18 protein-coding genes and 2 pseudogenes are annotated in these 20,892 nt (G+C 68.1%); 11 read left to right on the forward strand and 9 right to left on the reverse strand.

What is annotated here, in order from left to right:
* A pseudogene (locus tag PUT80_RS44335) lies at positions 1–877 on the reverse strand (type VI secretion protein); the annotation flags it as partial.
* A gap of 584 nt (positions 878–1,461) precedes the next feature.
* On the opposite strand from PUT80_RS44335, the gene PUT80_RS44340 reads away from it, so the two are divergent.
* On the forward strand, positions 1,462–2,223 hold the full coding sequence (locus tag PUT80_RS44340; protein ID WP_275295720.1) for a hypothetical protein: 762 nt from the start codon (positions 1,462–1,464) through the stop codon (positions 2,221–2,223).
* A 49-nt stretch (positions 2,224–2,272) separates the two neighbouring features.
* Here PUT80_RS44340 and PUT80_RS44345 read toward each other — a convergent pair whose 3' ends face one another.
* The 4 genes from PUT80_RS44345 to PUT80_RS44360 form a co-directional block, all read right to left on the reverse strand.
* On the reverse strand, positions 2,273–2,473 hold the full coding sequence (locus PUT80_RS44345; RefSeq protein ID WP_275295721.1) for a hypothetical protein: 201 nt from the start codon (positions 2,471–2,473) through the stop codon (positions 2,273–2,275).
* Positions 2,474–2,541: 68 nt separating this feature from the next.
* Positions 2,542–3,171: a DUF6262 family protein gene (locus tag PUT80_RS44350; protein WP_275295722.1), complete on the reverse strand. Its 630-nt coding sequence runs from the start codon at positions 3,169–3,171 to the stop codon at positions 2,542–2,544.
* Positions 3,172–3,995: 824 nt separating this feature from the next.
* Complete coding sequence (locus tag PUT80_RS44355; protein ID WP_275295723.1) at positions 3,996–5,174, reverse strand: acyl-CoA dehydrogenase family protein; 1,179 nt, start codon at positions 5,172–5,174, stop codon at positions 3,996–3,998.
* A 64-nt stretch (positions 5,175–5,238) separates the two neighbouring features.
* Complete coding sequence (locus tag PUT80_RS44360) at positions 5,239–6,297, reverse strand: alcohol dehydrogenase catalytic domain-containing protein (RefSeq protein WP_275295724.1); 1,059 nt, start codon at positions 6,295–6,297, stop codon at positions 5,239–5,241.
* A gap of 116 nt (positions 6,298–6,413) precedes the next feature.
* On the opposite strand from PUT80_RS44360, the gene PUT80_RS44365 reads away from it, so the two are divergent.
* Positions 6,414–8,402 (forward strand): alpha-ketoacid dehydrogenase subunit alpha/beta, encoded by a 1,989-nt coding sequence (locus PUT80_RS44365; RefSeq protein WP_275295725.1) that lies wholly within the window; start codon positions 6,414–6,416, stop codon positions 8,400–8,402.
* Between the two features lie 13 nt (positions 8,403–8,415).
* On the opposite strand, the gene PUT80_RS44370 is transcribed toward PUT80_RS44365, so the two are convergent.
* Entirely contained in the window at positions 8,416–9,075 is a 660-nt protein-coding gene (locus PUT80_RS44370; protein WP_275295726.1) for a TetR/AcrR family transcriptional regulator, read from the reverse strand.
* 32 nt (positions 9,076–9,107) lie between these two features.
* Positions 9,108–9,884, reverse strand: coding sequence for an enoyl-CoA hydratase-related protein (locus tag PUT80_RS44375; RefSeq protein ID WP_275295727.1), 777 nt, complete (start codon positions 9,882–9,884; stop codon positions 9,108–9,110).
* 135 nt (positions 9,885–10,019) lie between these two features.
* Here PUT80_RS44375 and PUT80_RS44380 point away from each other — a divergent pair, with 135 nt between their 5' ends.
* The 9 genes and pseudogenes from PUT80_RS44380 to sucB all read left to right on the forward strand — a co-directional run bounded on the left by PUT80_RS44380 (position 10,020) and on the right by sucB (position 19,872).
* Complete coding sequence (locus PUT80_RS44380; RefSeq protein WP_275295728.1) at positions 10,020–10,286, forward strand: hypothetical protein; 267 nt, start codon at positions 10,020–10,022, stop codon at positions 10,284–10,286.
* Between the two features lie 28 nt (positions 10,287–10,314).
* Positions 10,315–12,345: a hydantoinase/oxoprolinase family protein gene (locus tag PUT80_RS44385; protein WP_275295729.1), complete on the forward strand. Its 2,031-nt coding sequence runs from the start codon at positions 10,315–10,317 to the stop codon at positions 12,343–12,345.
* A gap of 3 nt (positions 12,346–12,348) precedes the next feature.
* Positions 12,349–14,277: a hydantoinase B/oxoprolinase family protein gene (locus PUT80_RS44390; RefSeq protein WP_275295730.1), complete on the forward strand. Its 1,929-nt coding sequence runs from the start codon at positions 12,349–12,351 to the stop codon at positions 14,275–14,277.
* 10 nt (positions 14,278–14,287) lie between these two features.
* On the forward strand, positions 14,288–14,689 hold the full coding sequence (locus tag PUT80_RS44395; protein ID WP_275295731.1) for a carboxymuconolactone decarboxylase family protein: 402 nt from the start codon (positions 14,288–14,290) through the stop codon (positions 14,687–14,689).
* Complete coding sequence (locus tag PUT80_RS44400; protein ID WP_275295732.1) at positions 14,686–15,444, forward strand: SDR family NAD(P)-dependent oxidoreductase; 759 nt, start codon at positions 14,686–14,688, stop codon at positions 15,442–15,444. Before PUT80_RS44395 ends, PUT80_RS44400 begins: the two co-directional genes overlap by 4 nt.
* 25 nt (positions 15,445–15,469) lie before the next feature.
* Positions 15,470–16,255: an SDR family NAD(P)-dependent oxidoreductase gene (locus PUT80_RS44405; RefSeq protein ID WP_275295733.1), complete on the forward strand. Its 786-nt coding sequence runs from the start codon at positions 15,470–15,472 to the stop codon at positions 16,253–16,255.
* The gene (locus tag PUT80_RS44410; protein ID WP_275295734.1) at positions 16,255–17,760 is read left to right on the forward strand and encodes a long-chain fatty acid--CoA ligase; all 1,506 of its coding nucleotides are present in this window, start codon (positions 16,255–16,257) and stop codon (positions 17,758–17,760) included. The genes PUT80_RS44405 and PUT80_RS44410 overlap by 1 nt, the downstream gene beginning before the upstream one ends.
* Entirely contained in the window at positions 17,757–18,500 is a 744-nt protein-coding gene (locus PUT80_RS44415; RefSeq protein ID WP_275295735.1) for an SDR family oxidoreductase, read from the forward strand. The genes PUT80_RS44410 and PUT80_RS44415 overlap by 4 nt, the downstream gene beginning before the upstream one ends.
* A gap of 14 nt (positions 18,501–18,514) precedes the next feature.
* Positions 18,515–19,872 (forward strand): annotated as a pseudogene (sucB, locus tag PUT80_RS44420) (2-oxoglutarate dehydrogenase, E2 component, dihydrolipoamide succinyltransferase).
* Between the two features lie 147 nt (positions 19,873–20,019).
* Here sucB and PUT80_RS44425 read toward each other — a convergent pair.
* Positions 20,020–20,406: a hypothetical protein gene (locus tag PUT80_RS44425; RefSeq protein ID WP_275295736.1), complete on the reverse strand. Its 387-nt coding sequence runs from the start codon at positions 20,404–20,406 to the stop codon at positions 20,020–20,022.
* 233 nt (positions 20,407–20,639) lie between these two features.
* Positions 20,640–20,892, reverse strand: a 253-nt coding sequence (locus tag PUT80_RS44430; protein WP_275295737.1) for a hypothetical protein, incomplete at its 5' end; no start/stop codon positions are given.

Genomic DNA, 20,892 nt, shown 5'->3' on the forward strand with positions numbered 1-20,892 from the left:
CCACAACAGCGCGGTCTTGGGCGGCGTACTCGAGACTGGTCTGGCGATCCAGCTGGGGTTTTCGGGTGCTGGTCGAGACACCGGAGGTCTTTCCTGGCGAGATGACGTCGGTGAGGAGGTCGAGCAGTCGGCTGGTGAGGCTGGCGGAGCTGCCTGCGTTCAGCCGGCGCGCTGCTCGCCGGGCTTTTGCCACCCGGCGGCCGGCGACGGGGCGTGCCAGTACCTGGACGCACGCGCGTTCGTGCGGTCCGAGCCCTACCGGTGCGCCGAGCAGCGCTCGGATCGGGTCGACTACATGCTCGGTGCGGATGGGCAGCGCTTCCGAGCGGCCCAACCGCAGTTCGCCTCCGACGGCTTTGACGCGGCGGCCGGTCGCGGTGAGCGGGATTGGCGGCCGGGCCGGAGAGGTCCGGGTGTGGGCACCGGGCCAGGCTGCTTCGATGGCGCGCTCGACCATGCCGGGAGGTACAACGCCGGGTACCCAGACCCGGATGCGCACAGCGTCGGAGGTGAAGGTGAGCTCGAACCCGACGTGGGGTTGCCCGCTGAAGCGGCGAAGCCAGCCGGGCCGAAGCAGCCCGACCAGGTTGGACCACACGGTGATCGCGCCGGTTGGGTCGACCGTCGGCGGTGCCTGCACAGTGACGAGACGTGCGTCAGCAGCCAGTCTTTCCTGGTAGCGGCGTCGCCACCGCAGTCGCGCGGCCGACGCCGCGGCGATGGCGACGGCGAGGACCGGCGCTCCGAATGGTCCTAACGTCAGGACTAGGTCTCGCAGGTAAGAGGCAACGCTCTGGAACATGCTAAGCGGGTCGCGCAGGTAGTCGCCAAATGGCGAGGCAAGCACAATTGTCGGTGTACAGCAATCACCGGCCATCAGGGCGGAAAGTATGGGCCAAGGCATCGGGAGTCTCCTGAGGAAGCCGCTGGATATGGAAGCGTGAACCGACTCGCGGCTCACGCCGCTCGGCGATGCTCGGTCTGCTTCGTCGATACGAGATCGTGCGACGGCGAAGCGGTCTTCGTCCGATGACCGCTTGCGATTGGCTGCGGAGCGAAATTGACGGTGGTTCTGACGGGCTGTGCGAAGAACCGACGACCGGCCATGCGCTTGAGATACCGGGGAACCCGATAGGCAGAAACGCGACGAGGTACGGCCCGAGCACTGCGGTCAGATCGTTGTCCTCCTGCGAGGTCCAGCCGGCTGCGGCGATGGAGGGCTTTCGTCAGGGAAACGTCGGCCACCCAATATACTTCCGGATTCGGGGCAGAGTCCTGGTTTCTGCCGTTCGCGGGCGGGCTCGGCACGACGAGACGACGGAATCCGGCGACTTCTTTGGTTTTACCAACCATGGCGGCCCGTGCGACACCGGTGACCTGCGATAATTCGAAGCTTACATGTTCGCCACGATGCGGCGACCGATGTGTGCACCGACGTGTCGGGGTGACTACGTTGCTGACATGGCGACCAGTGACGAACTCGATGACGAAGCCCGTGATGACTTTCGGCGGGCGTTGCTCGACGAGAGTTACGGTGCTGCGCGAATGCAGTTCCTTTCGACGATCTTGGGCATATTGGTCAACATTGAAGACTGGTTCGCAATCGATTCGTGGATCACGGCCCGCAAGGCAGTGCAGCCTGATCGTGGCGAAAAGCCGGACCCCGCAAAGGCTGTGCCGCTTTGGGCGGTAGCGACGGTCGCGAGCATGAGCACTGAACTGGCGGACGCGGCAGTAGCGATGGTGGCGAAGCGCCGCTACTACGCTGTGGGCGCGGTGATTCGCCAGCTCATCGAGTGCGAGTATCTGCTTGTGCTGTTCAACGAGGATCTCGATCACGCGCGACGGTGGGGCCAGAGCACTCCGGCCGAGATCCGAAACTCCTTCAGTCCGAAGCAGATGCGGACACTCACCGGCAAGTTCTCGAACGAGGAGTACTGGGGCCACTGCGATACTGGCGGTCATCCGGTGCCCAAGGGTGCCAGGCTTCTGGAAAAGCTGGACCCGATGCGTCGGTCGTGGCCTATCTCGGCAGCCGAGCTGTCGATCGACCTGGGCCTTCACCTTCGGCGGATCTGGAAGACCATCGACAGTCTGCTGGTCAAGCATCATGTTCGATATCAACAAGTTCGCGCCGATCAGCGACAGCTGGCTGAAGAAGCGTGGGTGACTTGGCGCGCCAATGATCCGGTGGTTGAGGTGATGACGGCCTCTGACGGTTGAGCCGGTTGGCCGACGAACTGTGTCGGACCTGTGTGGACGGGGTTGCATGTCAACTCCGATCGGTGGAATCGAGTAGCTGTACTTCGAGTTCGGCGATTCGCCGCTCATGGAATCGGACGTTCGAGCGTGCAGCCTTCAGCCGGTCATCAAGTTTCTGGTTGCCGTCGGTGAGCTGGTGAACCTGTTGTTTGAGCGTGATGTTCTCGGTTGTGATACGGAGGATCGAATCTTCGGTGCATTCGGTCTCCATGTCGCGAATCTGACCCATCAAGTCGCCGATGTGCTTGCGCTGCTTGACAATCTCCTCGTGGGCAGGCTTCAGCGTGGCCTCTGCGTTGAGCGCTCGTTCTCGCCACGAGGCCTCGATTTCGGCTTCGTGCCGAGCATCCGTGGCTGCGCGGTCGGGTTGCTGCGGCCGTTCTGGTCGTACTGACCGCAGTTCACGCGTCGGGGGTTCTCGTAGAGGAAAGTTCGGGAGACGCCAGCTCGTCGTGCGACGCCGGCGGCGGTGATCGGAGTCTTCTCCCGGCGCATCTGCGCGACGGCGTCGTGAACGCGCTGGATTGCCGCAGCAGTACGTTCTTGTCGGGCCGCCGTTGCCGCAGCCGTGCGAGACGAGCAGTGAGGGCTGTTCACGGCTGAGGCTCCGAAGAATCGTCGTTGCTGATGGGGAAGGAGCCGCCTGCGAGTTCGGTCGCTCGGAAGGACAGGCATCCAGATGCGGTGGAAGTAGTGCTGGGGACGACGCAGGTCGAGAGCGAGCGCTTCGTCGAGCAGGCCCATACCCGCCAACGCTTTCTCCAGCCCGTCGATCGCGCGTCCGGTGGGTTCGAAGACCTGGTGGAGGTAGTCGGCGGTGGCGTCATCCGGTGCCCGTTCGGCGATGGAGCGCCACTGCTCACGCGCGGCCCGGTCGATCCGGAACGACGACAGGCCGGTGGGCGTCAACTGAACCTGGACGACGCCGTCGGCGGGTTTGCGGGGGACCCAGCGGCCGGTCCAACGCGTCGAAATCCCGGCCGGATGCGTGCCGGTGACAACCGGTCAGGTGTCGGTGCCGAGCGCTCCCCAGGAGTGCCGGACATCCTCGGCGATGCCGCGCGCCAGTCGAAGCGGGGTATGCGTGCCCAGCATCAGTCAGATGCACCGATCGGCCGTCTTGGGAGTCCGCAGGCGGGGCGCGATCCACTCCAGGGTCTGTTTGCGGAACCAGAGAAGGTTGTTCCAGGTCGAAGCGCCGCGAGAACATCTGCCATAACCGGTACACCCGTTCGGACGTGCTCGTGACGGCAGAATGCCACAGCCACAAACGTTTTCGAGTTTCCGGTACCGGGCAGTCGCTCGACCTGCAGCCGGATCACGGTGCCCTCGATGCTCGGCAGTTGGTTGTCGTGGCGGGCCTGGCCACCGTTGCGGGTGAGCTTGGGGCGCAGCCGATCCCAGGATTGAGCGGCAGCGGTGCAGCGTGCGGTGTCGGTCGTCGGTTGTGCGTCGGGGCGGGCCAGGCGGTGAACGCGAACCGGGCTCCGTGCTGCGGCCCAGAGGCGGCACCCTGCGTCGCCGCATTATCATCGCCCGGGCCGTGTCTGCTCCGACCCTGAGCCACGTCTCAGCTTCGATCGTGGCTCAACGCCGTCGCTCCGCACCGCCAGCAGGCCATCGACTGCCCTGGGGCCGGAAAGGGCTGGTAAACCGTGCCAAATTGCGAGCCGACACGGAATCCCAAGCGAGGGTCCAGGCTAAAGCTGTCCACCTCCTCCGGCACTACGAAATTATCGCCTGGTTGAAATGGGCCAGTTCGTGGTTTGAGTGAGGGCGCGGGCGATTACATTGCGCTGGACTTCGCTCGTACCCTCGCCGATCTCGAGGATTTTGGCGTCGGCGTAGAACCGGGAGATGGTGGATTCGCGGATGAAGCCGTAGCCGCCGTGGATCTGGAGGCTTTCGCTCGCCGCGCGGTTCGCGACTTCGGACGCGTATAGCTTCGCCATCGCCGCGGCAGTGCCGAAGGGGCGGCCTTGGTCGGCGAGCCACGCGGCGTTGTAGACGAGCCAGCGGGCCGCGGCGATCTCGGTCGCCATGTCGGCGAGTTTGTGGCCGACGGCTTGGAAGCGGTGCAGCGGCCGGCCGAACTGCTCGCGTTCGCTCGCGTGGCGGACGGCTAGGTCGAGGGCCTTCTGAGCGAGGGAGAGCGACAAGGCGGCGACGCTGATCCGGCCCCCGTCGAGGACTTCGAGAAACTGGCGGAGTCCGTTGCCTTCTTCGCCGATCAGGTGGTCGTCGCTGACCCAGCAGTTGGTGAAGACCAGTTCGCGAGTATCAAGCGCGTGCCAGCCCAGCTTCTTCAGCGGCTGCCCCTTCGTGTAACCGTCGGTGCCGTCGGGAACGAAGAAGGTGCCGAAGCGCTTCGAACCGTTCTCGTTCTCGCCGGTGACGGCAAGGACTGTCACGCCGAGGCTCATCTCAGTACCGGCGTTGCTGATGAACATCTTGGTGCCGTCCAGCACCCAGCCGTCGTCGGCTCTGCGCGCCCGGGTGCGGATGCCCGCCGCGTCGGAGCCCGCGGTCGGTTCGGTCAGGCCGAACGCGCCGAGTGCTTCGCCTTCCGCGAGCGGGCGCAGCCAGCGTTCCTTCTGCTCGTGAGTGCCAAACGTCGCCAGCGGGAGCACGGCGATGGTGGAGTGCGCGTTCCAAGCGGAGGCAACCGACTGGTCGGCCGCGCCGAACTCCTCCATCGCGGCCACGTAGGAGACGAACCCGGCGTCCGCGCCGCCGTGCTTCTCGTCCACCAGCATGCCCATCAGCCCGAGTTCGCCGAGCCGGCGGAACACCGCGGTCGGGAACTCGCAGCGCTCGGACCACTCGGCGGCGAAGGGGGCGATTTCCTTGGCGGCGAAGTCCCGGCAGAGCTGCTTGAGTGCGACGGTCTCTTCGGGCAGGTCGAAGTCCATCAGTGCTCCGTGTGGTGTCGTGCGGTCCTGGAGGGCTGCGCAGTGGCGGTCGTGTCGTGAGGCATCAGGGCCGCCCGGGTTCGAGGAGGATCTTGAGGTGGCTGCCTCGATCGGCGGCCAGCTCGGCGAATGCGTCCACGCCTGCCGAGAGCGGGCGCACCCCGGTGAGCAGCGGGGCGGCGTCGAGCCGTCCGGCGGCCATGAGGTCCAGGACTCGGGGGATGTCGTAGTTGTAGCCGAGCGAGCCCACGACGGTGCGTTCGAACGGGACGATCTGGGTGATCGGCAGGGACGCCTCGGCGCCGCTGATCCCGCAGAGCACGGCCCGACCGCCGCGGCGGACGGTCGTCACCGCCAGCCGGACAAGCTCGGGGCGGCCCGTGGCCTCGACCACGACGTCCGGTCCGATGCGGCCGGTGCGCAGGAACACCTCGCGCCGGACGTCGGCGGCGGCCGGGTCGTAGACCTCCGTGGCGCCGAGTTCCGCTGCGGTCCGGGCGCGGGCCGGGACTGGCTCGCTGACGTAGATCCCGGCGGCGCCGGCGAGCTTGGCGGCCAGCAGTGCGGCGACGCCGATCGGGCCGGCGCCGAGCAGCAGCACGTTGTCGCCGGGCTGGACGGCGGCTCGCCGGACGGCGTGCAGGCCGACCGCCAAAGGCTCGGCCAGGGCGGCGTGCTCGTCGGAGACTCCGTCAGGGATCGGGACGAGGCCCTCGGCGGGGACGGTGGCGTGCGAGGCGAAGCCGCCGTCGGAGGCCAGGCCGACCGAGCCGCCCTTCGCGCAGATGTGGTACTCGCCGCGGCGGCACCAGCGGCAGACGCCGCAGCGCAGGCAGGGATCGACCGCGACCCGGGTGCCGACCTCGATCCCGGGTGCCGGCGAGCCGAGCGCGAGGACAGTGCCGCTCATCTCGTGCCCGAGGGTGATCGGCGGTTTCGTCCCGGTGAGCGGATGTGCGCCGGGCCGGATGAGGTTGGGCCCGTGGGCTACCTCGTGCAGGTCCGTTCCGCAGATCCCGCAGTACGACACGGCGATGACCGCCTGGCCTGGCCGCGGCGGCGCCGGTGCGCCCACTTCGTCCAGGCGCAGCTCGTCTTTCGCGTGCCAGCGCAGTGCGTGCACGCCGATCACCTCCGACTGGGAGTTGTTTTTTCGAACAATCGGTACAAGAATCGTCCTTCCCGGCGCGATGTCAAGAGGCCGGGCGGAAATCGATGGACGGCAAGGGCAGGAGCGCAATGACTTCCACCCGGGTGAGCGACCTGGCAACGGCTTTCGACAGCGAGCCGGACACACTGGTGGGGATGTACCGGCGGATGCGGCTGATCCGGCAGTTCGAGGACCGGGCGTCCCGGCTGTACCGGAACAACGAGATCCCCGGCTTCCTGCATCTGTCGATCGGGCAGGAGGCCTCGGCGGTCGGAGCCTGCTGGCCGCTGGACGATCGTGACGTGATCACTTCCACCCATCGCGGGCACGGGCACTGCATCGCCAAGGGGATCGACGTCGAGGGCATGTTCGCCGAACTCATGGGCAAAGAGACCGGGACGTGCCGCGGACGCGGAGGATCGATGCACATCGCCGATCCGCGCCGCGGCGTGTTCGGCGCCAACGGCATCGTCGCGGCGGGCGTGCCGATCGCGGTGGGCGCCGCGACCGCGGCCCAGCTGCGCGGCGACGGCGGCGTCGCTCTGGCCTTCTTCGGCGACGGTGCCGTGGCCCAGGGCATGTTCCACGAGGCGGCCAACCTGGCCTCGGTGTGGCAGCTTCCGGTGATTTTCTTCTGCGAGAACAACAAATACGCCGAGTTCTCGCCGAGCGCGACGCAGACGCGGGCTTCGCTCGCCGACCGGGCGCCCGGTTACGCGATGGATTTCCACCAGGTCGACGGCAACGACGTCGTCGCCGTCGCCGACCTCGTCGCGCGCGTGGCCGGCGACCTGCGCGCGGGAGCCGGACCGGTGCTGGTCGAGGCAGAGACTTACCGTTGGCACGGCCACTACGAGGGCGACCCGCTGAAGTACCGGGACCCCGGCGAGCTGGCCGAGTGGAAGGAGCGCGACCCGCTGATCCGGCTGGCCGGCCGGCTGCGCGAGCTGGGCGAGGACCCGGCAGCGGTCGACGAGTCCGTCGAGGCCGAGATCGACGCCGCCGTGCAGAAGGCCCGCGCCGCGTCGCAGCCCTCTCCGGAGACGTTGCACCACTTCGTCGGCGTCCCGCGCGAGCCGGTGCCCGAGCCGGTCGAAGCCGCCGGCGAGGTCTTCCGCACGATGGACGCGGTGCACCGCGCGATCGAGCACGAACTCGAGACCGACGACTCGGTGTTCCTCGCCGGGATCGACGTCGGGGCCGGCGGCAATGTGTTCGGCCTGACCCGGGGCCTGGCCGAGAAGTACCCGGGCCGGGTCCGCGACACCCCCATCTCGGAAAGCGCCGTCATCGGCGCGGCGGTCGGCGCCGCCATGGCCGGGCTGCGTCCGATCGTGGAGGTCATGTACTTCGACTTCATCGGCGTCTGCCTCGACCAGCTGATGAACCAGGCGGCCAAGCTGCGGTTCATGACCGGCGGCGCGGTGAGCCTCCCGATGGTGGTGCGCACCCAGTTCGGCGCAGGGAAATCCTCAGGCAGCCAGCACTCGCAGAGCCTCGAAGCGCTGCTCGCACACATCCCCGGCCTCACTGTCGTGATGCCCTCGACGCCGGCCGACACTTACGGGCTGCTGCGTGCCGCGATCCGCGATCCGAATCCGGTCGTGTTCGTCGAGAACCGCCTGATGTACGGGCGCAAGGGTCCGCAGCCGCCCGCCTCGCACCTGGTCCCGCTGGGCAAGGCGGCGGTCCGCCGGACCGGCACCGACGTCACCCTGGTCTCGTACTCGAAGCTGGTGCACGACTGCGCAGGCGTGGCCGAGGAGCTGGCCGCCGAGGGCATCAGCGTCGAGCTGATAGACCTGCGGACGATCGCGCCGCTGGACACCGAGACGGTGCTGCGCTCGCTGGCCAAGACCGGGCGGCTGGTCGTGGCGCACCAGGCGGTGGGCGAGTTCGGCGTCGGCGCGGAACTGGCCGCGGTGGCCGTTCGCGAGGGGTTCTGGACGCTGGACGCCCCGGTCATCCGGCTCGGCGCCGAGCGGACCCCCGCGCCCTACAGCCCGTCGCTGGAGCGCGTGTGGCTGCCCTCGAAGGAGACGATCGCCGCGGCGGTGCGGGAGGCCGCCGCCGCCTGAGCGGGCGCGGACCTCAGGCGGAGGAGCGGTCGCGGTATTCCGCGAGCCGCTTCTCCAGCCCGGCCACGTCGTAGCCGGCGCTGCAGAAGCCCGACATGAGCGTCGCGCAGTACTCGCGCGACAGGAATTCCGCGTCCCACGGCCCGTTGCGGTGGGCCCACTGGTAGGTGTGGTTGTGCAGGTTCAGGAACTGCAGCATCGCCAGCCTGGGGTCGAGACGGCGGAACGCGCCGGTCTCCATGGCCTCCGCCAGCAGGTCCAGCACGATCTTCTCGAACTCCCGCCGCTGGCGCAGCAGCCGGGTGCGGTTGGCTCCGCGCAGGTGCCGGTAGTCGTGCTCGTAGACCCAGATGTGGTCGAGCCGGGCGAGGATGTTCCCGAGCAGCGTCTCCGACAGCAGCCGCAGCCGCAGCACCGGGTCCTCGTCGAGCGCGGCGATCCGGCGGGCCGCGGTCAGCAGCGGGCCCAGCACCCGGTCCTGGATCTCGACGAGCAGGTTTTCCTTCGAGCCGATGTAGTAGTACAGCGCGCCCTTGGCGAGCCCGGCGACCTGGCCCAGTTCGGCGATGCCGGTGGCGGCGTAGCCCTGCTTGGCGAACAGGGCGGCCGCCTGGTCGATGATCTCCTGGCGCTTGACCTCGTAGCCGGGCCCGTGCCCCGGTGGTCTCGGCATCGTTCCCTCCAGTACGCAGCGGTCCGTTCACTTTAGGCGGGCTCGTCGAACGTCGCCTTGCCCGGTCCGTGCCGCAGGAACGACGCCATGCCGGTGTCCCGGTCCGCTGTCGCGAACAGGCCGGCGATCAAGGACCGTTCCAGCGCCAGCCCGCCCGCGATCGGCAGGTCGGCTCCCCGGTCGACCGCCTCCTTGATCGCCTGGATCGCGAACCGCGGGCCGGCTGCGAGCTCCCGCGCGAAGCTCAACGCGGCCTCGTAGGGATCCTCGGCGAGACGGTCGACGATGCCCAAGGCCGCGGCTTCCCGCGCGGGCACCCGCCGCCCGGTCATCATCAGCTCCTTCGCCTTGGCCCGTCCGACGAGCCGGGTCAGGCGTTGCGTCCCGCCGGAGCCGGGGATGATCCCCAGCAGCACCTCGGGCAGCCCGAGGACGGCGTCGCAGGCGGCGATCCGGAAGTCGGCGGCGAGGGCGAGTTCCATTCCGCCGCCCAGCGCGTAGCCGGCGACGGCCGCGACGACCGGGACCGGCAGCTCGGCGAATCGGGTGAACGTCTGCTGCAGCTCGCGGTTCCAGCCGGAGATCTCCTCGAACCCGAATTCCGCCAGCTGCTTGATGTCCGCGCCCGCCGCGAAGCACTGCGGACCGCCGTACAGCACCGCCGCGCGGACGCCGGGATCCGCCGCCAGCGCGTCGGCCGCGTCGGCCAGATCGCGCCGCATCCCGGTGTCGAACGCGTTCAGCGGCGGCGCGTCCAGGCGGACGGTCGCCACGCGGCCGGAGATCTCGAGCCGTACCCGTGCCGTCATGCCGAAGCTCCTCTCCTCACCCGGTCCGGGCTTGTCAGGCCGCTGCCGGAGACCTACAGTGCTCTCCATCACGGTTTCTTAGACCGATTGGTACACGAAACTCGGCAGCGGCACAACACACCGGAGTGATGGCCCATGGATGCAGTCGAATCACCTGTCCCCGAGGGACTCTCGGTCGCGCGGGAGGAAGTCACGGTCGAAGAGCTGGCAGCGCTCGGCGTCGATCTCGCCCGTGATTTCCCGGGTTCCGCTGCGGCCGACTTCCGCCGTTACCCCGTACTGACCGAAGGCGGCTGGTTCACCGTCGTCAAACACCAGAAGACGCTCGAATCGGTGAGCCGCGAACGCGGGCCGCTGCTCGGCCCGATCGTGCTCACCTCCGACGGCCTCGACGTCAACTGACCACGATTCACGAAAGGCGGGACGATTCATGATCGGAGTAGACGTCGGCGGCACGTTCACGGACGTAGTGGCGATCGAGGGCGGAGAGATCCGCACCGTCAAGGTGGCTACGGACGTGCGCACCACCGAGCGCGGCGTTCTGCGCGGCGCAGAGGAGATCGGCGTGGCCGGCTCCGCTGTCTTCAACCATGCGAGCACACACGGCCTGAACGCGATCATCACGCGCCGGCTGCCGAAGATCGCGTTCCTGACCACGCTGGGACACCGGGATATCCTCGACATGGGCCGCACCTGGCGGCCGGTGGAAGGCCTGATGAATCCGTCTTGGCGGCGCTCCTACGGCGACGCGAACCGGCCGCTGGTGCCGCGTTACCTGCGCCGCGGCATCCGGGAACGGCTCACCGCGGACGGCGGTGTGCTGATCCAGCTCGACGAGGACCACGCTCGCGAGGAACTGCGGATCCTGCGCAAGTGCGGGGTCGAGGGCGTGGCCGTCTGCCTCATCAACGCCTACGTCAACTCCCACCACGAAGAGCGCCTGCGGCAGCTCGCGCACGAAGAGCTGGGCGACATCCCGGTCTCCATCTCGAGCGAAGTTTCCCCGCTGGCCAAGGAATTCGCCCGCGCCTCGACCACCGTGGTCGACGTGTTCATGCGGCTGACCTATGACGAGTACACCCGCAGGCTCGACGCGGGGCTGAAAGAGCTCGGCTTCGCCGGCGACCTCAACTTCGCGGACTGCGCCGCCCAGCTGGTGCGCTCCGATGTGGCGATGGAACACCCCTTCCGCATCGTGTTCGCCGGCCCGGCGGCCGGAACGGTGTCCAGCGCCCACTTCGGCGATCTGATCGGCGCGGGCAACCTGCTGTGCGCCGACGTCGGCGGCACCTCCTGCGACATCAGCATGGTCACCGAAGGACGGCCGTTCGTGAACACCACGTTCGAGCTCGAGCACGACCTGATCGTGAACGCGCTCTCGAACGAGATCTCCAGCATCGGCGCGGGCGGCGGCAGCCTCGTCACGATCAACGCCGCGGGCGAGCTGAAGGTGGGCCCCGGCAGTGCCGGCGCCGACCCCGGCCCGGCCTGCTACGGCCTCGGCGGCGCCCAGCCCACCACCACCGACACCTGCCTGCTGATGGGCATCATCGACCCGGACGGGTTCGCCGGCGGCCGCATGAAGCTCGACCCGGACCTGTCCCGGCAGGCGTTCGACGCGCTGGATTCCAAGCTGTCGTTCGACCAACGGGTCAGCTACGCGTTCAACATCGGTATCAACAACATCGCTGAGGGCGTCGTCAACATCGCCATCCAGCACGGCGTCGACCCGCGCGACTACAGCCTCGTCGCGTTCGGCGCGGCCGGTCCGATGCTCCTGCCCGCGGTGCTCGACCTCGTGCACGCGGCCGAGGTCATCGTGCCCCCGCACCCCGGTCTGTTCTCCGCCCTCGGCCTGGTCAGCTCCGACCTGGTCTACGCGGACAGCCGCAGCGCCTACACGCTGCTGACCGCCGAGGCAGCCGAACAGGTCGACAAGGTCTATCACTCGATGGAGGAGCGGCTGCGCGAACGGCTGCAGGAGAAGGACCGCGGCAACGTCACCTTCGTCCGCAGCTTCGACGGCCGCCTCGCCGGGCAGACCTGGGAGACGCCGTTCGTCGGCGTGCCCGACGGCGAGATCGACGCCGACGCGATCGCGACGATGGTCGCCAACTTCCACGACGCCTACGCCGAACGCTCCGGCAACCGTTTCGAGGCGCTGCCGGTGCAGGGCGTCACCTACCGGGTCCAGGCGGTCGTGAAGGCCGACAAGGTGGAGTACCCGACACTGCCCGAGCGGCCGGAAGGCGAGTCCGCCGAACCGACCCGCACCCTGCAGATCCGTTACCTCACCGACGAGGTGCTCGACGCCGGCGAGTACCAGCGGGCCGACTTGCGCGCCGGGGACCGGATCCCCGGCCCCGCGGTGATCCGCGAACCGCTGTCCACCACTTTCCTCGTCCCCGACCAGATCGCGACGGTCGGGGCCTACGGCGAGCTGCGCATCCGGAAGGCGTGAACCATGACCTCTCTGAAAGACCTCGACGACGCGCAGTTCGCCGAACTCTACGGCTCCGACCGGTTCACCGCGTCGGTGTTGGCGAGCCGGATGCGCTACATCGTGCAGCACATGTGCACCGGCCTGCTGAACAACGCGTTCTCCCTCATCCTGCGCGACTGGTACGACTTCGCCGCCACGATTTCCGGCCCGCCGGAGCAGAACTACCCCATGTCCTCGGTGAGCAACAGCCTCGCGATGTTCCTCGGCACCATGTCCGAGGCCGTGCGCAACACCATTGAGGAGTACGGGCCGGAGAACGTCGAACCGGGCGATGTGATCATTTGCAACGACCCGTACCGCGCCGGAAACCACGTCAACGACATCTGCTTCATCCGGCCGGTGTTCCACGAGGGCAAGCTGATCTCCTTCGTGACCCTGCGGGCCCACCAGCTCGACATGGGCGGCGTGGTCCCGGCCGGGTTCAGCGGCACGAAGCGCAACGTCTACGAGAACGGCCTCGTGATCGCGCCGACCCTGTTGTACCGCAACAACAAGCCGGTCAAGTCCGCGTTCAACCTCATCTTCGACAACGCCCGCTTCTGCGCGCTGCTCCTGCCGGATATCAAGACGATCTACCAGAACCTGCTGCTCGGCGAGCAGCTCATCCTGGAGAGCGTCGAGCGGTACGGAGCCGAGGCCTACCTCGGCGCGATCCGCTACGCCACCGACGTTTCGGCCGAGTCCATGAGCACGGCGCTGGCCGAGCTGCCGGACGGGGTCTACGAAGCCGAGGAAGGCATCGACTGCGACGGCGTCGACGATTCCATCGAATACAAGATCCGCCTGAAGATCGTCAAGGCGGACGACCGGATGGAACTGGACTTCAGCGGCACTTCCCCGCAAGCCCGCACCAGCATCAATGCGGGCATCCTCGACACCAAGACCGCTGTCGGGGTGGCGCTGAAGTTCCTCATCGACCCGGCCGCCCCGTTCACCTCCGGGGCGTACCGGCCGATCGACATCGTGCTGCCCGCCGGCACGTTCATCAGCGCCACTCCGCCCGACGGCGCGGTATTCCTGTACTGGGAGAGCACCGGGCCGGTGCTGCTGGCGGTGTTCCGCGCGCTCGAAAAAGCGCTGGGCCGCAAGGCAGTCGGCGGCGACTACGGCTCGCTGAACATCCACAACGCCAACGGCGTGCTCGCCGACGGCACTCCATGGGTCACCACCGCCCAGTGCGGCGGCGAGCACGGTCCGTGGGGAGCGACCGAGGCCGGCGACGCCGACAGCTACTCGGTCGTCTATCAGGCCAACAACCTCGACCCGGCGACCGAAGCCATCGAGTCGGAGCTGCCTGCCGTCGTGCTGCGCAAGGAGTACGCGCCCGACAGCTCCGGAGCCGGGGAGAACCGCGGCGGCGCAGCCGTGCTCAAGGACACGCTGTACCTGACGGCCGCGGAGCACTGGTCGAGCCCGTTGCACACCAAGTCCGCCAGCGGCGTCGGCGTCTACGGCGGGCAGGAGGGTGCGCTCGGCGCGACCTGGGTCTTCGATCCGGACTGCAAGAACGTGCCGAAGGACAAGGATCTCATCGGCACCGGCCCCGAGGTCTACGCCGGCTCGACGCCCGTGGCGGGCATGCTGGACCCGCGGACCAAGACGGTCGACCCAGACGGCGAGTACTTCTATTTCGCCAGCACCCCGGTCTGGCACACCAAACCGAACGCGGTGTTCCGCTACCTCACCAACGGAGGCGGCGGCTGGGGATCGCCGCTGCAGCGCAGTCCCGAACGAGTGTGCCGGGACGTGCGCGACGAGTACGTGACGATCGAGGGCGCTTACCGCGACTACGGCGTCGTCATCACCGGCGACCCGCACGGGGACCCGGAAGGCCTGCAGATCGACGAGGACGCGACTGCCCGGCGCCGCGCCGAGCTGGCCGCGAAGTAAGGAGGAACCGGTGTCCGGCAACGGAACAGACGTCGCCCGCCAGAACGCTTTGCGCGACGCGTTCATCAAAGAACGCGGCTACTGGAATCCGTTCTGGGAAGGATTGCTGAGCCTCGATCCCGAGTTCTTCGACGCCTACCTCGAGTTCTCGGCCGTGCCGTGGCGCAAGGGCGTGCTCGAACCGAAGATCAAGGAACTGATCTACACCGCCATCGACGCGTCCACCACGCACCTCTACGAGCCGGGCCTGCGCCAGCACATCCGCAACGCGCTCGGCTACGGCGCCACCAAGGAGGAGATCATGGAGGTGCTGGAGCTGACGAGCGTGCTCGGCATCCACACCTGCACCCTCGGCGTGCCGGTGCTGATGGAGGAACTGGCCGCGCACGAGGAAAAGCAGAAGGCGACGTGACCTCCGGAGCGCTCGACCCGCGCGGCCCGGCCTCCCTGGCCGGGCAGCGTGCGGTCGTCACCGGCGCCGCACGCGGGATCGGCAGCCGGATCGCCGTCGAACTCGCCCTCGCCGGAGCCCACGTGACGGCGCTGGACCTGCACGACCCGGCCGGCACCGTCGCCGAGATCGCCGAACTCGGCGGCAGCGCGGCCGGTCTGCGGGCTGACATCGCCGACCGCGAGGGCATCGCCGCCGCGATGGCCCAGGCCGCCGGGCCGCAGCAGCGGCTCGACGCTTTGGTGACCTGCGCCGCGGTCTACGGCGACACCGTCGCGATCGGCGACCTTTCCGAGTCCGAAGTGGACTTCGTGCTCGGCGTGAACGTCAAGGGAACGCTCTGGTGCATCGACGGCGCGCTGCCGTTCCTGCGCGGACACAACTCGCGCGTCGTGTGCATCGGCTCGGTCGCGGGCAAAGTCGGGGGCGTGCTGGCCGGCCCGCATTACGTGGCCAGCAAAGGGGCCGTGCACGCGGTCGTGAAGTGGCTGGCCAAGACCGAAGCCCGCAACGGCGTGCTCGCCAACGCCGTCGCCCCGGGCGTCGTCGACACCGAAATGGTCCGCGACAAGGGGTATTCCGAGAACTACAACCCACTGGGACGGCTGGCCCGGCCCGAGGAGATCGCCCGGGTCGCGGCGTTTCTCGCCTCCCCGGCAGCCAGCTACATGACCGGCACGGTCGTGGACGTCAACGGTGGCTACGCGATGGGCTGAAGCCCGGGAGAACAGGAGAACTGCAGTGGATACAGCAGGATGCGCGGTCGTCAGCGGCGCGGGTTCCGGGATCGGCCGCGCCTGCGCCAAGCGGATCGCGGAATCCGGGCTTGCCCTTGCCCTGCTCGACGCCGACGGCGAAGCGGCCGAGAAGACAGCAGCCGAATTGCCCGCCGCCGCCGCGTTCAGCGTCGACGTCACCGACGAAGCCCAGGTCGCCGACGCGGTGCGCGAGGCCGCCCAGCGCTTCGGCGCGCCGAAAATTCTCGTCAACGCGGCCGGCATCATCGTGCGCAAGACCCTGCTGGAGTCGAGCGTCGAGGAATGGCGCCGGGTTCTCGACGTCAACCTGACTGGCTACTTCATCCTGCTCCGGCAGGTCATTCCGCTGATGGCAGCCGGCGGCGGCGGAAGCGTCGTCCAGATCGCCTCGATCGCCGGGCACACCGGCTACGGCTTCTCCTCCTACACCGCCGCGAAGGGCGGTGTGCTCGCGCTGACCCGTCAGCTGGCCGCGGAACTGGCGAAGGACGGCATCCGGATCAACTCCGTGAGCCCGGGCGTAGTCCACAGCGGACTCAACCGCGACACGCTCTCCAACAGCGCCATCCACGCGGCGACCGTGGCCAACACGCCGCTCGGCCGCATCGGAGAGCCAGACGACATCGCCCGCGCGGTCGCCTTCCTCGCGAGCCCCGACGCCGGCTATGTCACCGGCACCGACCTGGTCGCCGACGGCGGGATGATCAGCACGATCCACTGGGGTCCGGCAGGCAGCGAGCTGCACAGCTTCCACGCGCAGGAGCGCTGATGTCAAACTTCGCGGCGATCCTCGACCACAACACCGGCCGCAACCCGGGCCAGATCGTGCTCAGACAGGGCGACCGTGCACTCGCCAACCGCGAACTGCTCGGCCGCGTCGACGCGGTCGCCGCCGGCCTCGCCGAACTCGGTGTCGGCCGCGGCGACGTCGTCGCCATCCTGCTCTACAACCACCTCGAGTTTCTCGAGACCGCGTTCGCGGTCAACCGGGTCGGAGCCGCTTTCCTGCCGCTGAACTACCGGCTGTCCCCGGAGGAATGGCGCTACATCATCGACCACTCCGGCGCCGTGGCGCTGTTGACCGAGCCGGAGTTCCGGCCCGCGGTCGAGCGGCTCTCGCTGCCGGCACTCAAACACCGGCTGCTGCTGGACGGCACCGCACCCGGCTGGACCGGCTACGCCGATCTGCTCGCCGCCAACGAAGGGAAATCCGTCGTCCCCGCGCCGGTCGCCCCGGACGAACTGCAGCGGCTGATGTACACCTCCGGCACGACTTCCCGCCCCAAGGGCGTGCGGATCACGCACGGCAACCTGGCGTGGAAAAACCTGGCGCACATCGTCGAGTTCGGCATCACCGCGGCCGACACGACGCTCGTGTGCGGGCCGCTCTATCACGTCGGCGGATTCGACCTGCCCGGCATCGGGACGCTGCACGCCGGGGGTTCGCTCATCGTGCTCCGAAAGTTCGACGCGGAGGAGGTCGTGGCGACCGTGGAACGCGAGCGCCCGACGAACATCTGGCTCGCACCCGCGATGATGAACGCGATCTTGCAGCTCCCGAACCTCGCCGGGCGGGATACGTCCTCGATTCGGTTCATCATCGGCGGCGGCGAGAAGATGCCCGTCCCGCTGGTCGAACGGATCCTCGCCGCGTTCCCCAACGCGTGGTTCGCCGACGCGTACGGACTCACCGAGACCGTCTCCGGAGACACGTTCAACGACTACGAGCACATGCTGGCCAAGGTCGGCTCCGTCGGCCGCCCCGTCGTCCACCTCGAAGTCCGCATCGTCGACGACGCCGGCATGCCCGTTCCACCGAACGAGCTGGGCGAGATCACCCTCCGCGGCCCCAAGGTCAGCACCGGATACTGGCACGACGACGAGGCCACTGCCAAAGCCTTCCGCGACGGCTGGTTCCACACCGGCGACCTCGGCCGCATCGACGAAGACGGTTACCTCTACATCGAAGACCGCAAGAAGGACATGATCGTCTCCGGCGGAGAGAACATCGCGACTCCGGAGGTAGAACGCGTCCTCTACGAGCACCCGGACGTGGTCGAGGCAGCCGTCGTCGGCATGGGCCACCCGCGGTGGGGAGAAGTCCCGCAGGCGTTCGTGGTTCTGCGCCCCGGAGCCCCGGCCGACCGCGATGCCCTGATCGAGTTCTGCCGGGCCCGGCTCGCCAAGTTCAAAGTCCCCGCCGACCTGGTGTTCCTTGACGTCCTGCCCCGAACACCATCCGGCAAAGTACTGAAACGGAATCTGCGTTCATGACCGTGTTCGACCTCACCGGGAAAGTCGCCTGGGTCACCGGCGCGGGCAAGGGCCTCGGCCGAGCCATCGCCGAAGCCCTCGCCGGGGCAGGCGCGACCCTCGCCGTCACCTCCCGCACCCGCGAAGACCTCGACAAGCTCGCCGCCGACGTCGGTTCCGCCATGGTCCTGCCCGGCTCGGTGTCCGAGCCCGGCTTCGCCGACAGCTGTGTGGAAGCAATCGTCGGACGCTTCGGCCGGCTCGACGTCGCCGTCACAGCCGCGGGGATCAGCCCGTCGTTCCGTCGCAGCGAGGACAGCGCCGACCGCGACTGGGCCCAGGTGCTCGACGTGAACCTCTCCGGCACCTACTACTGCGCGCGAGCAGCCGGGCGGCGAATGATCGAGCAAGGCACCGGTTCGATCATCACGGTCTCGTCGGTGCACGCGCGAACCGGGTTCGACCGGATCGCCGCCTACGCCGCCAGCAAGGGCGGCGTCGAAGCGCTCAGCCGCGTCCTCGCCGTCGAATGGGCTCCTCGCGGCGTGCGGGTGAACGTCCTCGCCCCGGGCTATTTCCACACCGACCTGTCCGAAGGACTGGTGACGAGCAAGTGGGGAGAGCGGATCCTGGCCCACATCCCGCAGAACCGGGTCGCGAGCCCGCCGGAGCTGGGCGGCGCCGCGGTCTACTTGGCCTCGGATTCGGCCGCCTACACCACCGGAAGCACCCTCACCGTCGACGGCGGCTGGACTGCCTGAGGAGTCAGCGGAAGATGGCCTACTCCGTCATATTGCCGGAACTCGGGGAGCGCGTCACCGAAGGCACCGTGACCCGGTGGCTCAAGCAGGTGGGCGACGTCGTCGAGGTGGACGAGCCGTTGCTCGAGATCTCGACCGACAAGGTAGACACCGAGGTCCCCGCGCCCGCCGCGGGCACCCTGCAGCGCATCGTGGTCCGAGAGGACGAGACCGTCGAGGTCGGTGCCCAGCTCGCTGTGCTCGATGACGGGACTGACTCGGCGCACGACGCCGAGGCCGCCGAGTCCGAGCTGGCCTCGGTACCTCAGAAAGCCCCGGAGCCGTCCGCGCCGCCGCGGCCCGCACCGCCTCCTGTGGCGTCGTCCTCCGCGCCACCGGCAGCCGACTCGGAGGACGACCAGAAGCCGCGTATAGCCACGCCGTTGATTCGCAGGCTCGCCGCCGAGCACGACATCGGCCTGTCGAAGCTGACGGGCAGCGGCGCGGGCGGCCGAATCCGCAAGCAGGACGTGCTCGCCGCCATCGACGGCCAGTACCGGGGGAAAGCCGTCGCCGCGCCGTCGGCTCCCGCGGCTCGGCCAGCAGCATCGGCTCCCGCTGTGCAGACGCCGAGCACGCCAGCTCCTGCGGGCCGGACGCCCGTCCGGGCAACGCCGGAACCGTGCAGAAAGCGGGCCGGATCCGCCAGGTCATCGCCAAGCGCACCCGCGAATCTTTGCAGGCCTCGGCTCAGCTGACCCAGGTGTTCGAGGTCGACGTCACCAGGGTCGCGCGGCTGCGTCGACGGGCCAGGACAGAATTCGAGATCAAGGAAGGCGTCAAGCTCACGTTCCTGCCGTTCTTCGCCAAGGCGACGATAGAAGCGCTCAAACAGCACCCTGTCGTCAACGCGTATCTGAACGAAGAGACCAGCGAGATCACCTATTTCGGTCAGGAGCATCTGTCCGTCGCGGTGGATACGGAGGACGGCCTGATGTCTCCGGTCATCCACAACGCGGGCGAGCTGAACCTCGCCGGTCTGGCCCGGGCGACCGCGGACTTGGCGGCTCGGGCGCGTACCGGGAAGCTCAAGCCGGGCGAGCTGTCCGGCGGCACCTTTACGGTGACGAACCTCGGCAGCAACGGCGCGCTGTTCGACACTCCGATCATTAACCAGCCGCAGTCCGGGATCCTGGGTGTCGGCGCGGTCGTGAAACGCCCTGTCGTGGTGATCGGTGAGGACGGCCAGGAAGCCGTCGCGATCCGCTCGATGGCCTACCTCGCACTGACCTACGACCATCGCCTCGTCGACGGTGCCGACGCGGGCCGGTTCCTGACCACCATCAAAGCCCGACTCGAAGAAGGTCGTTTCGAGAGCGAAGTCGGGCTGTAGTCGTCTTGCACCGAGCGGAAAGGATGGTTCCATCCGCATCGAGCCCGAGCGCCTCAGCGTGACTGTTGTAGAAGCACTCCCTCGACCTGCGCAACGACGATGGCGTCGGCGGTCGTGGCACCGCCGAACGAGGTGCGTCGCGGAAGTTCAGAAGCCCGATGTTGTCTGCTGTGCGGAAACGTCGGAATCTCCAGGGCGACGACCCTGGTGGGTGTCGTCCGAGAGATCCTCACTCAGCAGCATGTCGCCGTGGTGCAGTGCGGCGATCTCGGTGGCTGCGGCACCGGGGTGGCGCTGGAGATCGGTGCATGCGCGTTTCTGAGCAGCTAGTTTGAGCCGAAGTTTCCGAATCTTGTCCTCGCGGTGGGCTGCCTCGGGATCTGCGGTGCTGCGCTGAGAAACGGTCGCGCGGCTGACTCCGCGGCTTCTTCCGCAGTTTTGCTCAGTCAGCTGTCTTCCGCTGTGGCGCACGGCTCCGGTGAGAAAGCGGTGCATGGCCGTTCGCAGCGCTCGGGCGGTCTGCGGTGGCGCCATCTTCGGTGAGAGTGCGGTCAGACGCGGTGGTCATTGGTTCTTCCCGTGGTCACGGTCGAGGGTGGTGTCGCCTGGTCGATCTCTCTGCGGATCAGGACTTTGCGCGCGGGAGGAAGGCTCAGGTGCGCAAGAGCTTGAGGTGGATGCGCCGGCGGGAGTCGTGGATGGCGAGGCGCTCGACGCCGATCGTGCTGTTGCGACATCGGTGGTGCTGCCGTGAGGGCGTTGGAACGTTAGGCCGAGTCGAGTTCGATCTGCGATGCCTCGCTGTCCTCGAGCGAGTCTTCGCTAACCTCGACGTGGGTGTCGTCGGTTGCCTGTGCTGCGTCGGAGAATTCTGCGATCTCTGCAGGATCGGATACCGGAACTTCCCGGTGTTCGTCGGTGCTGGCTGTTCTTTGTCGACGCTGGGGCGCTGGCCAGCGCGCTCTCACTCGATGGTGTGGACTCTCTGACATGACGTCAGGATTTCCGACAGGCTGCCGA

The organism is Amycolatopsis sp. La24 (assembly GCF_029087445.1).
Taxonomy (GTDB): Bacteria; Actinomycetota; Actinomycetes; order Mycobacteriales; family Pseudonocardiaceae; genus Amycolatopsis; species Amycolatopsis nivea.